This is a genomic window from Sphingomonas sp. BL-S-29 (assembly GCF_055521495.1).
In genome coordinates this window covers 624423-637220 of sequence record NZ_CM145482.1, presented here as the reverse complement: position 1 = coordinate 637220, position 12798 = coordinate 624423, and the positions used below count along the sequence as shown (strand labels likewise).

At 67.2% G+C, this 12798-nt stretch carries 11 protein-coding genes; 8 read left to right on the top strand and 3 right to left on the bottom strand.

Features of this window, described 5'->3' with window-relative positions:
* Positions 1 to 30: 30 nt before the first annotated feature.
* The 3 genes from ACZ1I2_RS03085 to ACZ1I2_RS03075 all read left to right on the top strand — a co-directional run bounded on the left by ACZ1I2_RS03085 (position 31) and on the right by ACZ1I2_RS03075 (position 4057).
* On the top strand, positions 31 to 603 hold the full coding sequence (locus tag ACZ1I2_RS03085; RefSeq protein ID WP_465171071.1) for a Uma2 family endonuclease: 573 nt from the start codon (positions 31 to 33) through the stop codon (positions 601 to 603).
* Positions 604 to 794: 191 nt separating this feature from the next.
* A complete protein-coding gene (locus tag ACZ1I2_RS03080) occupies positions 795 to 3497 on the top strand; it encodes an ATP-dependent DNA helicase (RefSeq protein WP_465171072.1) in 2703 nt (900 codons plus the stop codon).
* Between the two features lie 17 nt (positions 3498 to 3514).
* Complete coding sequence (locus ACZ1I2_RS03075) at positions 3515 to 4057, top strand: SixA phosphatase family protein (protein ID WP_465171073.1); 543 nt, start codon at positions 3515 to 3517, stop codon at positions 4055 to 4057.
* Between the two features lie 54 nt (positions 4058 to 4111).
* Here the strand turns inward: ACZ1I2_RS03075 and ACZ1I2_RS03070 are convergent, their stop codons facing one another.
* Positions 4112 to 4537: a DUF1801 domain-containing protein gene (locus ACZ1I2_RS03070; protein ID WP_465175183.1), complete on the bottom strand. Its 426-nt coding sequence runs from the start codon at positions 4535 to 4537 to the stop codon at positions 4112 to 4114.
* A gap of 72 nt (positions 4538 to 4609) precedes the next feature.
* On the opposite strand from ACZ1I2_RS03070, the gene ACZ1I2_RS03065 reads away from it, so the two are divergent.
* Positions 4610 to 5920: an MATE family efflux transporter gene (locus ACZ1I2_RS03065; RefSeq protein WP_465175184.1), complete on the top strand. Its 1311-nt coding sequence runs from the start codon at positions 4610 to 4612 to the stop codon at positions 5918 to 5920.
* A 138-nt stretch (positions 5921 to 6058) separates the two neighbouring features.
* Entirely contained in the window at positions 6059 to 6286 is a 228-nt protein-coding gene (locus ACZ1I2_RS03060; protein ID WP_465171076.1) for a hypothetical protein, read from the top strand.
* On the opposite strand, the gene ACZ1I2_RS03055 is transcribed toward ACZ1I2_RS03060, so the two are convergent.
* Entirely contained in the window at positions 6283 to 6606 is a 324-nt protein-coding gene (locus ACZ1I2_RS03055) for a hypothetical protein (RefSeq protein WP_465175185.1), read from the bottom strand. The genes ACZ1I2_RS03060 and ACZ1I2_RS03055 overlap by 4 nt on opposite strands.
* 359 nt (positions 6607 to 6965) lie before the next feature.
* Here ACZ1I2_RS03055 and ACZ1I2_RS03050 point away from each other — a divergent pair, with 359 nt between their 5' ends.
* The 3 genes from ACZ1I2_RS03050 (at position 6966) to ACZ1I2_RS03040 (ending at position 11746) form a co-directional block, all read left to right on the top strand.
* Complete coding sequence (locus ACZ1I2_RS03050; protein WP_465171078.1) at positions 6966 to 8186, top strand: argininosuccinate synthase; 1221 nt, start codon at positions 6966 to 6968, stop codon at positions 8184 to 8186.
* A gap of 77 nt (positions 8187 to 8263) precedes the next feature.
* Positions 8264 to 10021, top strand: a complete 1758-nt coding sequence (locus ACZ1I2_RS03045) for a hypothetical protein (protein WP_465175186.1) — start codon at positions 8264 to 8266, stop codon at positions 10019 to 10021.
* Positions 10022 to 10030: 9 nt separating this feature from the next.
* Complete coding sequence (locus tag ACZ1I2_RS03040) at positions 10031 to 11746, top strand: hypothetical protein (RefSeq protein WP_465175187.1); 1716 nt, start codon at positions 10031 to 10033, stop codon at positions 11744 to 11746.
* Here ACZ1I2_RS03040 and ACZ1I2_RS03035 read toward each other — a convergent pair.
* On the bottom strand, positions 11646 to 12785 hold the full coding sequence (locus ACZ1I2_RS03035) for a GNAT family N-acetyltransferase (RefSeq protein ID WP_465175188.1): 1140 nt from the start codon (positions 12783 to 12785) through the stop codon (positions 11646 to 11648). The two genes, ACZ1I2_RS03040 and ACZ1I2_RS03035, sit on opposite strands and share 101 nt — an antisense overlap.
* Positions 12786 to 12798: the final 13 nt, after the last annotated feature.

The following is a 12798-nucleotide window of genomic DNA, read 5'->3' as shown; positions in this document are numbered from 1 at the left end:
GGCCGCTGCCGCAAATGCTATACTCACCGCGTGACGTTGATCGCTCCCCTCAATGTGCCGCAGCCGGTCAAACTCCGGATCGAGGACTATGAGCTGTTGCTGCGCGCCGGCAGCTTTTCCCATCTTGCGAAGACCGAGTTGATCGAGGGGGTGATCGTCGAGACGAACGCGCAGTACCGACGGCATTCCTTTGCGAAGAACGAACTGACCTATCGCCTGCGCCGCGCGCTGGAGGCGCTGGGCTCTCCCTATTCGGCGCAGAGCGAAACGACGGTGGCGCTACCGCCCTATGGCGCGCCCGAGCCCGATGTCGTGCTCACCAGCGCCCCGCAAGGCGATGGCTATGTTCCGCTCGAGTCGGTCGCGCTGCTGATCGAGGTGTCCGACAGCACGATCAGCTACGATCTCGGCACCAAGGCGATGGTCTATGCCGCACATGGAATCCCGGAATATTGGGTCGTCGATCTGCCCGCGGCGCAGATTCATCAGCTCTGGCAACCCGTGGAAAGCGGATTCCGGAACAGCCGGTCCGTCGCGGTGGGCCAGCCACTGCAGAGCGCGACACTGCCCAACCTCTCAATCGAGACGAATGGAATCCTGTAACATCTGACGCCAGCGCTTCCCCGGCGAAGGCCGGGGTCCAGTTGGAGGACGTCAACGATGGGCGTTGCGCGTCGAACTACGGCCTTCCCAACTGGACCCCGGCCTCCGCCGGGGAAGGCAAGGGGGTTGGGCGCCCACCCAATGCGACGGGTCGCCGTTGCCATTTCGTTCCATTCGCGCGATGGGATGGCGTGGTCTCCCTCCCCCATCCCGCGCTGTATGCCAGCCATAGCGGCATCTGGATCGCCGATGCCGAGGGCACGCGGCCGATCGGGCGGGGCGAGGCGATCCGGATCGCGGCCGACACGCCAGTGATCGTGCTCAATGCGCCGCTGATCGCGCAGCGGCTGGGCTATGCCGATCTGTCGGGGCTCGATGTGCTCGAGCTGTTCGCGTTCCTCTGCCCGGCGCGCTTCATGGTGCCGACGCCGCGCGGGCTGGCGCGGGAGACCGGGCTTGAGGCGCCCGCGACCGACGCAGAGGTCGCCGCTTTCCTGCGCCGTGCCGCCGAGACATTACTCGACATGCCCAAGGGCGACTGGCCCGAGCGCGAAGGGGCCTGGACGGCGGCACAATCGCTGTTCCGGCTGCGCTGGACCTGGGCGCCGGTCGTTGCCGACCGGCTGGCGAAACCCGCAACCGCCGAGCGCTGGCTATTCTCGAAGCTGCCCGAATGGTCCGAAGTCGCGCCGCGCCCGGCGCCGCGCACGATCACGCTCGATCCGGAGGAGACTCAGGCCCGGCTGGCGCATCTGACCGGCAATGGCGCCGAGCAGCGCCCCGGCCAGCGCGCCTTCGCCCAGGCGGCGATGGAGGCGTTCGGCCCGCGCATGGTGCGCGACGCGCCGAACATGGTGCTTGCGGAAGCAGGCACGGGGATCGGCAAGACGCTCGGCTATCTCGCCCCCGCCTCGCTCTGGTCGGAAAAGGCGGGCGGCGCGGTATGGGTGTCGACCTTCACCAAGGCGCTGCAACGCCAATTGGGGCATGAGAGCGCGCGGCTGTTCCCCGATGCCGAAATCCGCAAGGCCAAGGTCGTCACGCGCAAGGGGCGGGAGAATTATCTCTGCCTGCTCAACCTGGAGGATGCGCTGCAGGGCGGCTTCGCCGGGCGCGCGGCGATCCTGGCGCAACTGGTCGCGCGCTGGGCGGCGTATAGTGCCGATGGCGACATGGTCGGGGGCGATTTGCCCGGCTGGCTGCCCACCTTGTTCCGGCGCAACGGATCGACCGCGCTGACTGACCGGCGCGGCGAATGCGTCTATGCCGGCTGCCCGCATTACCGGAAATGCTTCATCGAGCGCGCCGCCCGGGCGAGCGCCGAGGCCGATATCGTCATCGCCAACCATGCGCTGGTGATGGTCAACGCCGCGCGCGGCCGCGAGCTGGCGACCAGGCCGACCCGCTATGTGTTCGACGAGGGCCACCACATCTTCGACGCCGCGGATTCGATGTTTTCGACCGCGCTGACCGGGCAGGAGACGATCGAGCTACGGCGCTGGATCCTCGGCCCCGAATCGGGTGGACGCGGGCGGCGGCGCGGGCTGGCAGCGCGCCTCTCCGACGTAGCGAGCTATGATGAAGGTGGCGGCATCGCCATCGCCGAGGCGATCAAGGCCGCGGGCGCGCTCGCCGCGGACGGTTGGCTGCAGCGGTTGAGCGAAGGCGCGCCGTTCGGGCCGATCGAGACCTTGCTCGCGGCGGTGCGCGGCCTCGCTTATGCCCGTGCCGAGGCGGGGGGCGATGCGGGATACGGGCTGGAGACCGAACTTGCCGAGCCCGATCCGGCGCTGATCGAAGCCGCAGCACCCGCCGCGCATGCGCTCGATGCGCTGGTGCGGCCACTCGTCACGCTGGGCCGGCGGCTCGAAGCCGTGCTGGCGGAAGCGCCCGACTGGATGGACGGGCCAGCCCGGGCACGGATCGAAGGCGCGATCGCTTCGATCGGCTGGCGGGCCGAGACAGTGGCCGCCTGGCTGTCACTGCTCGCGCGGATCGGCGGGCCGGCGACACCCGATTATGTCGACTGGCTGGCGGTCGACCGGATCGAGGGGCGCGAATATGATATCGGGCTGCACCGCCACTGGCTCGACCCGAGCAAGCCCTTTGCCGAGACGGTGCTGAAACAGGCGCATGGCGCGCTGGTCACATCGGCCACGTTACGCGGCGGCGGCGACTGGGAGGTGGCCGAGGCGCGCACCGGGGCGCAGCATCTGATCCGCGGGGCGAGCCGGTTCGAGGCAGTCAGCCCGTTCGACTATGCGTCCCAGGCCGAAGTGCTAATTGTCACCGACGTGAAGCGCGGCGACATGGGGGCATTGGCCAATGCCTATGCGCGCCTCGGCGTCGCGTCGGGCGGCGGCATGCTGGGGTTGTTCACTGCGATTCGCCGGCTGCGCGGGGTGCATGCACGCATCGCCGACCGGCTCGCCCGTGACGGGCTGCCGCTCTACGCCCAGCATGTCGACCCGATCGATACGGGTACCCTGGTCGATATCTTTCGCGACGATGCCTCCGCCTCACTGCTCGGCACCGATGCGCTGCGCGACGGTGTCGACGTGCCGGGCCGGTCGCTGCGGCTTGTGGTGATGGAGGGCGTGCCCTGGCCCAAACCCACCGTGCTGCATGCGGCGCGGCGGCTGGCGGGGGGCGGCAGCGCCTATGACGACCGGATCGTGCGCGCCCGGCTGGCCCAGGCGTTCGGCCGGCTGATCCGGCGCGCCGACGATCATGGCATGTTCGTCCTGCTCTCCGCGGCGATGCCGTCGCGGCTGCTGACCGCCTTTCCGCCCGGCGTATCGGTGTCTCGCGTCACCCTCGATGAAGCGGTGGTGCGTGCGGGCCGTCTTCCTTCCTTCACGCAGCTAGGGCATGAGGCGCGCGAGGAAGCCTGACGGAGACGCTTGCCGGGATGAAGACGCTGACGCTCCTTCGCCATGCCAAATCGGGCTGGGACGATCCGGTGCTGCGCGATTTCGATCGGCCGCTCAACGGTAAGGGCAAGCGTGCCGCCCAATTGGTCGGGCGCAACTGGCGGACCCTGGGGCTGCGTTTCGACCAGGTCGTCGCCTCCCCCGCCGTGCGGGTGATGGAAACGATCGAGCAGGTCGCGACCGGTTACGGCGCGGCACTGGCCCCCGCCTGGGACCGGCGCATCTATCTCGCCTCCGCGACAACCTTGCTCGACGTGGTGCATGAGCTGCCCGAAGGCGCCGACGATGCGCTGCTGATCGGCCATAATCCGGGATTGGAGGACCTGGTGCTGCTGCTGGTGCCCGATTCGGACGAGCAGCCGCTGCGCGACGATGTCGAGACGAAGTTCCCGACCGCGAGCACCGCGCAATTATGTTTCGAGGTGGAGTCGTGGCGGGATATCGCAGCCGGCGGTGCGTCGCTGGCGCTGTTCGTGCGGCCGCGCGACCTGGATCCGGCGCTCGGGCCGGACCTGGATTGAGCCGAAGGGTCATTATCTTCGCCACACAAGTCCGGAGGCGAAGGGAGGGCCCTCTTAGGCCGCCGATTTGAAGGCCCAGGACCGGGCGATCAGCTCCTCCAGCACCGCCCCGTCCACATCGGCCAGCGTCCTGATGTAGAGGCAGCCCTTGCCGAGCGAATGCTTGCCGAGCTTGGCCAGCAGCGCATCGCGGCCGGGCAGGCCGGCGGCGAGATAGAGCACGAGCTGCGCCTTGCGCGGCGAGAAGCCGATCCGGCAGATATGGCCTTCGCGCCCGCTCTCGTAACGGTAATGCACGCTGCCGAAGCCGATGATCGACGGTCCCCATAATATCGCCGGTTCGCCGGTGAGGCGCGCCATCATGTCGAGCAGGACGCGTCCGTCGGCCCGGCGCTGTTCGGGTTCGACCTTTGCCAGAAAGGCGTCGACGTTCGCGTCGGTCGCCTGAGTCTTGTTCTCGGCGGTCTTGTTCCCGGCCATCGCGTCATCCCATCCGAGTCGCGTGGACAGAAAGCTAGCGCGGCGGTTCGCCTCTGCCTATCCGGAGCGCGCATGGCCACAATGCTGACCCGTCGCGCGATCTTCGCCCAGGCCTGGCCGATCATGCTCGGCCAGACGACCGTGCCGCTGGTCGGGCTGGTCGATACCGCGGTGATCGGGCGGACCGGCGATGCCGCCGCGCTCGCCGGGGTCGCGCTCGGCACGGTCGTGATCAACCTGATCTTCTGGACCTTCGGCTTCCTGCGCATGGGCATGACCGGGATGACCGCGCAGGCCGAAGGCGCGGGGGACGCGCCGGAGGTCGAGGCCATGCTGCTGCGCGGGGTGGCGGCGGGGTTCCTGCTGGGTGTCGCGCTGTTCGCGCTCCAGATCGTGCTGATCCCGCTTGCGCTGGAGACGATGGCGGGCGGCGGGGCGCTCGACGCGGCGGCGCATGGCTATGTCAGCGCGCGTTTCCTGGGGGCGCCGGCGAGCCTGGCGGTGTTCGCGATCAACGGCTGGCTGTTCGGCCTGGGCCGGACGCGCGCCGCGCTGGTGCTGCAGATCGTGATGAACCTCGTGAATATCGCGCTCGACCTGTTGTTCGTGTGGCATTTCCATCTGGGTGCGCGCGGTGTCGGGCTCGGCACGGCCAGCGCCGAATGGATCTCGCTGGCGGTCGGGCTGGTCATCGCCGGGCGCGGCATCGACTGGCGGCGCATGCTCTCGCCGGCGCTGTTCGGCGGCGGGGCGCTCAGGCGTCTGTTCGCGGTCAATGCCGACATCATGATCCGCACCATTGCTTTGCTGTCGCTGTTCCTGTGGTTCACCAATGCCGGCGCGCGGCTGGGCGAAACCGCGCTCGCGGCTAATTATGTGCTGTTGCAGTTCGTCAGCGTCGCCGCCTTCGTGCTCGATGGCTTCGCCTTCACCGCCGAGTCGCGCGTCGGGCAGGCGATCGGCGCACGGTCTCGACCGGCGATGGTCCGGGCAATCCGGCTGACCGGCGAATTCTCGTTGCTGGCGGGAATCGGCTTCGCGCTGGTCTTCTTCGCGGCGGGCCCGGCGCTGATCGGGTTTTTCGCGACCAATGCGGCGGTGCGGGCGCAGGCGATGGCGCTGTTGCCGTTCGCCGCGATCGTGCCCGCGATCGGCGTGCCTGCCTGGCTGCTCGACGGCATCTTCATCGGCGCCACCCGCGGCAAGGCGCTGCGCAACGCGGCGATCCTGGCGACCTGTCTGTATATTGCTACCGACCTGCTGTTCCGGCCGTTGGGCGAGACTGGCATCTGGTGGGCGTTCCTGGGGGGCTATCTCTACCGCGCCGGGGCACTCGGGTGGCATCTGCCCGGTCTGCTTGAGAGCCTCCGAACGGAAGACTGACGCTACGGAAAGGGTGCTACCAAAAGCGGCGCACCCGCCATTTCCGGCGTTTTTGTCTCTGCTTCGCATTGACGGGATTCCGGGCACAGTTTATTTGAATGTTCCGGTCCAATCGGACCCTCAGCTAGGAATATCGCGATGAGCAGTTCCCGTCCTGAGGGTAGGCAGGTCACGCTTCTCTTGGGTGCTGAGGCGACATCGGACTTGCAGTGGATTTCCAGGCAATATGGCGGAATTCCGCTGACCGACGTTATTCGTCGTGCCGTAGCGACCGAGAAATATCTGCTGCAGCAGCAATGCAACGGCGAGATGATTGTCCTTGAAAATCGCCAGACGGGTGATCAGCGCGAGTTGATTCTCCGTTAGCGCGCGGCGTTTTCGGATGCGAAGAAGAAGCCGATGACACTCGCAAAAATGGCGACGACCGGTGCGAGCACTACCAGGCCGAGATCCTTTGCGGTCTCGATTTCCAGCCTTCCGGTGACCACACCTATCAGGATCGCGACGGTCAAGGTCGCTATGAGCAGAAAAAGGCGAGTTGCTAGGCGGCTCCGCACTGCGTCGCGATGGTGCACATTCTCTTCGATGCGTCTCATTTCGCTGCGAAAATCGGGAATCTCGGTGATCAGCGGCTCCGTGTAGCCCGCCTTATCCTTCCCGCCGATCTTATTCTCGATAGACATCATGACAAGGCTCCTCGCTAGAGGTCCACTTGACCAATGTGCCCGCCTTGGCGCCGCCAAACACCTATTCCGCCTCGACAATTCCCTGCCTTGGCGCGGGAAGGCGATGTCAATCGACCGAGTCTTTTCTGAAAAAGAGCGAAGCACGCCGCTTTTCCAGGTCTGTCGGTCGGGCCGAGTCGCGAACAACGCCATCGACCTGTGCTGCGTTTACCGTCGATCGGCGACTCGCCAGCGACCAGATCGTGACTCCTGTGTGACCGTCGCGAAAACCGATGGCTCGGTACGACGCGCGAGTTGCGGAGACGGCATTCCCTCCTTAGAGCGCGGGCCGATTTCCCAGCACCTTTGGAGCCGCCTTTATGACCGACAAGATCAACCGCGTCGTCCTCGCCTATTCGGGCGGGCTGGACACCAGCGTGATCCTGAAATGGCTCCAGCAGACCTATCAGTGCGAGGTGGTGACCTTCACCGCCGATCTCGGCCAGGGCGAGGAGCTCGAGCCTGCGCGCCGCAAGGCCGAAGCTGCCGGCGTGAAGCCCGAGCATATCTTTATCGACGACCTGCGCGAGGAATTCGTCGGCAACTACGTCTTCCCGATGATGCGCGCCAATGCGCTATACGAAGGCCTCTACCTTCTCGGCACCTCGATCGCCCGGCCGCTGATCGCCAAGCGCCAGATCGAGATCGCGAAGCTGGTCGGCGCCGACGCGGTCAGCCATGGCGCGACCGGCAAGGGCAACGACCAGGTCCGTTTCGAGCTCGGCTATTATGCGCTCGCGCCCGACATCAAGGTGATCGCGCCGTGGCGCGAATGGGATTTGACCAGCCGCACCCGGCTGATCGAATTCGCCGAGCAGCACCAGATCCAGGTATCGAAGGACAAGCGCGGCGAAGCGCCCTTCTCGACCGACGCGAACATCCTGCACACTTCGTCCGAGGGCAAAGTGCTCGAGGATCCGTGGGAGGAAGTGCCGGATTACGTCTATTCGCGCACCGTCAATCCCGAGGATGCGCCCGACCAGCCGGAATTCATCACGATCGATTTCGAGCGCGGCGACGGCGTCGCGGTGAACGGCGAGGCGATGTCGCCCGCCACCTTGCTGGCGAAGCTCAACGATCTCGGGCGCAAGCACGGCATCGGCCGGCTCGACCTGGTCGAGAATCGCTTCGTCGGCATGAAGTCGCGCGGCATGTACGAGACGCCGGGCGGCACCATCTATTATCTCGCGCATCGCGGCATCGAGCAGCTCACGCTCGATCGCGGCGCGGCGCATCTGAAGGACGAGTTGGCACCGCGTTATGCCGAGCTGATCTATAACGGCTTCTGGTTCTCGCCCGAGCGCGAGATGCTCCAGGCGGCGATCGATCATAGCCAGGAGAAGGTGGCGGGCACCGTCCGGCTCAAGCTCTACAAGGGCGGGGTCTATGTAGTCGGCCGCAAGTCGCCCAATTCGCTCTATTCGGAGAAGGTCGTGACCTTCGAGGACGATCAGGGCGCCTATGACCAGCGCGACGCGGCGGGCTTCATCAAGCTCAACGCGCTGCGCCTGCGCCTGCTCGGGCGCCGCGACCGGGAGTGATCCGGGCGCCGGGCGACGATCGGCCCAGCGTCATCGCCCCTAACTCCGCCTTAACCTGACCGCGCTAGGCCCGTCTCATGGGGACGGGCACCGAACGACGGCAGGTCTATGGCGATGCGCTCGTGGCGATTCTGCTCGCCTGCCTGCTCGCGACGGTCTGGGCCTTTCGCGACTGGCACCAGCTGTCGGCGCTTCGCCTGCCCGACACCGACGATGCCGTGCGCCTGCAGCAGATTCGCGACTGGCTGGCGGGGCAGTCCTTCAACGATCTTTCGCAGCACCGCCTGGGCGCGGCGCCGGGCCTCGCGATGCACTGGTCGCGCCTGCCCGATCTGGCGCCCGGCGCGATCATCGCGGCGCTGACGCCGTGGATCGGCGCGCACCAGGCCGAAATCGTCGCGGTCGTCGCCTGGCCAACGCTGTTGTTCGCCGCGGCGCTGTTCCTCGTCGGCCGCATCGCGCGCGCGATCGACGGTCCTGACGTGGCGCGCACCGCCGTCGTGGTCGCCGCGATCGCCTTTCCCGTCACGACGATCTTCCTGCCCGGGCGAATCGATCATCACGGCGCGCAGATCGTGCTGTTGCTGCTCGTCATGCGGACGCTGATCAGCCCGCCCACGCTTGGGCACGGCCTCACCGCCGGGCTGGCCGCGGCGGCCAGCCTGGTGATCGGCATGGAGACGGCGCCCCTGCTTGCCGCCGCCGGCCTCGTCATGGCCATCGAATGGCTGTTCGCCCGCCATGCCGCCGACGACCGGATGATGGGCTTCGGCATCGCGCTCGGGGCCGGACTGCTTGGCGCGACGATCGTCTTCAAGACAAGCCAATGGGGCTATCCCGGCTGTGACGGCTTTACCGCCACCGCCTGGCGCGGTGCCATCATCGCCGCCTTCGCGCCGATGCTGATGGCGCTGGCGGCACGCGACATCACCAGGCCGGCGACGCGCGCGCTGCTCGCCCTGCTGGTCGTGGGCTCGATCGGCGGCAGCGTGATTGCGCTGACGCCGCAATGCCTGCGGCCCTATGCCATGGTCGATCCGCTGCTGGCGCGGCTATGGCTGGGCAAGGTCGGCGAGGCGCAGCCCCTGTTCGATGCCCCGACCGGCGTCGCGATCGGCTATGCCGGCGTGATGATCGCCGGCATCGCCGCCGGCTTGTGGCGGCTGTACGCGACGCGCGATACCCGCTGGGCGGCGTTGCTCGTCATCCAGTTCGCCGCCCTGGGCCTGACCTGCTTCCAGCTTCGCGGCGCCTATGCCGGCGCGATCCTCGCCGCTCCGGCGCTTGCCGCCGTCATCGCCGCCGCGCGGCGGCGGGGAGCAGCCTGGCTCGCCGGGGCCTGGCTCGCTTCGGCCGGCATGCTCTATCCGCTGGCGGCCGATGCGCTGACCCCGCACCAGCCGATGCGTGCCGGCGATCGTCCGGCGGGAAGCTGCACCGCGCCCGAGGCATTGGCTGCGCTTGCCCGGCTGCCGCGGGGCCGGCTGCTCGCACCGCTCGATCTGGGCGCCTATGCGCTGGCCGCGACCCCGCTGGAGGTGGTCGGGGCACCCTATCACCGCAACAATGCCGGCAATCTCGCGGTCTATCGCTTCTTTCTCGGCACGCCCGAGGATGCCGCCGTCATCGGCCAGGAATGGCGGATCGACTATGTCGCGCTCTGCCCCGACAGCTTCGCCGAGCTGGGCGACGACGCGAGCGGGGGCGTGCAGCTGGTCAATCAGCTGCGCGCAGGGCGGCACCCGGCCTGGCTCCATCCCGTCGCGGTCCCCCCTGCCGGGCTTGCGCTGTACCGCGTCGAACGCGGCTTGTTTACGCAGCCCGCATCGCGGTAAGGCCCACCCATGCAGGGGGATGTCGACAAGCTACATTGGTGGCAGACGCGCTGGTTCGTGGCACTGGCGGCGTTCGTCGCGATCATTCCGCTGCTCAAGCCCGATATTCCGCCCCTGGTCGACCTGCCCGGGCATCTCGGGCGCTACCGGGTCCAGCTCGACATGCACCAGGCGCCCTGGCTGGGTGAATGGTATAATTTCAGCTGGCAGCTGATCGGCAATCTCGGGATCGACATATTGATCATCCCGCTCGCCAAGCTGGTCGGGCTGGAGCTGGCGGTGAAGCTGATCGTCATCACCATCCCGGCGCTGACGGTGACCGGTTTCCTGTGGATCGCCCGCGAGGTGCACGGGCGTATCCCGGCGACCGCTTTGTTCGCGCTGCCGATCGCCTACAGCTATCCCTTCCATTTCGGCTTCGTGAACTTCGCGCTGGCGATGGCGCTGGCGCTCAACATGTTCGCCCTGTGGCTGCGGCTGGCCCGGCAAGGCAGGTTCGGGCTTCGCGCGGCGATCTTCGTACCGCTGTCCTGCGCGCTCTGGGTCTGCCACACCTTCGGCTGGGGCGTGCTCGGCGTGCTCGCCTTTTCGGCGGAGATGGTGCGGCAGCACGACAAGGGCCATCGCTGGCTCAACGCCTGGATCCGGGCGGGCCTCAGCTGTTTGCCCCTCGCATTGCCGATGGTGTTGATGGTGATGTGGCGCAGCGGCCATCATGTCGGTGGCGAGACCGGCGACTGGTTCAACTGGCGCGCCAAGATCATGTGGCTGACCATGGTCCTGAAGGATCGCTGGCAGCTGTTCGACATCGCTTCGGCCGCGATCCTCTACCTGATCCTGTTCAAGGGTTTCCGCGATCCGACGATCGAATATTCGCGCAATCTGGGCCTGTCGGCACTGTTCCTGCTGGCGGTGTTCATCCTGCTGCCGCGCATCGTCTTCGGGTCCGCCTATGCCGATATGCGGCTCGCGCCGTTCATGATCGGTATCGCGGTCATCGCGTTGCGGCCGCGGCCGGGCGTGCCGATCCGGCATGCGGCACTGGTCGCATTGCTCGGTCTCGGCTTCTTTCTCGTCCGCATCGGCGCGACGACGGCGAGCTTCTGGATGTTCGACCGGACCTATGACCGCGAGCTCAAGGCGCTGGACCATATCCCGGTAGGCGCCAAGGTGATCAGCTTCGTCGGCACCGAATGCCGGCCGTCCTGGTTCATGACCCGGCTGGAGCATCTGCCGGCGATGGGGCTGGTGCGGAAGCTCGCCTATACCAATGACCAATGGTCGATGGCGGGCGCGCAGCTGTTGACCACGCGCTATGCGCCGGCGCGCAACTTCGCGCATGACGCGTCGCAGATCGTCACGGAGAAATATTGCCGGGGCGAATGGTGGCGGACCATCTCGCTGTCGCTGGCGCGCTTTCCGCGCGATGCCTTCGACTATGTCTGGCTGATCCAGCCGCCGCCCTATGATGCGAAATACAATGCCGGTCTGGTCGAGATCTGGCGCGACGGCAACAGCGCGCTGTTCCGCGTCGACCACCAGGCGATGCTGGAGCCGGTGCCGCTGTTCCCGGAGGAAGTACGCGCGCTGGAGATCCGCGCGCGGCGGCAAGCGCTCGAGCGGCTCAGGGCCCTCGGCGGAACGGCGTCGCCTCCCCCAGCCACTCCCGGTCCGACGCCACTGCCTGCCGCTCCTGCTCAAGGAAGTGCGCGACCGCCTTCCTGAAACCGGGATCGGGGATGTAATGGGCCGACCAGGTCGGCTCGGGCACATAGCCGCGCGCCAGCTTGTGCTCGCCCTGCGCGCCGGCCTCCACCGTCTTCAGCCCGAGCGCGATGGCCGCGTCGATCGCCTGGTAATAGCAGAGCTCGAAATGGAGGAAGGGCACTTCCTCGGTGCAGCCCCAATAGCGGCCATACAACGTGTCGGCGCCGATCAGGTTGAGCGCGCCGGCGATCGGGCTGCCGTTCCGCTCGGCCAGGATCAGCAGCACCCTGTCGGCCATGCGCTGGCCGAGCAGGGAGAAGAAGGCGCGGGTCAGATAGGGCCGGCCCCATTTGCGCGAGCCGGTGTCCTGGTAGAAGATCCAGAAGGCGTCCCAGTCGGCCTCGGTGATGTCGGCGCCGGTGACGTGCCGGATGGTCAGGCCGTCGACCGCATTGCTGCGCTCCTTGCGGATCGCCTTGCGCTTGCGGCTGGCCAGTTCGCCGAGGAAATCGTCGAACCCGGCAAACCCCTGATTGTGCCAGTGGAACTGGGTGCCCGCCCGAATCAGCCAACCGGCCGCCTCGAACAAGGGCAGCTGGTCGGACGCGACGAAGGTCGCGTGCGCGGAGGAAAGATCGTGCTGATCCGTCACTGCCTCGATCGAGGCGATGAGGGCGGGCGCCAGCCCCTGGTCGCGCAACAGCAGGCGCGGACCCGGCGCCGGGGTGAAGGGCACGGCGACCTGGAGTTTGGGGTAATAGCGCCCGCCGGCCCGTTCCCAGGCATCGGCCCAGCCATGGTCGAAGACATATTCGCCCTGGCTATGGCTCTTGCCGTACGCCGGGGCGATCGCAGCAGGCTTTCCGTCGGCGCCGTCGATGACGATCGGGATGGGTTGCCAGCCGGTCTCGGCGACCGCGCTGTCGGATTCCTCGAGGATCGAGAGGAAGTCGTGGGTGACGAAGGGATTGGCCGTGCCGGAACACGCATTCCAGTCCTCAGCCCGGATCGAGGAGACGCCGTTGGCGATTCGGGCGGTAACGGCGGACTTGCTCACCCGCCCTAACTAG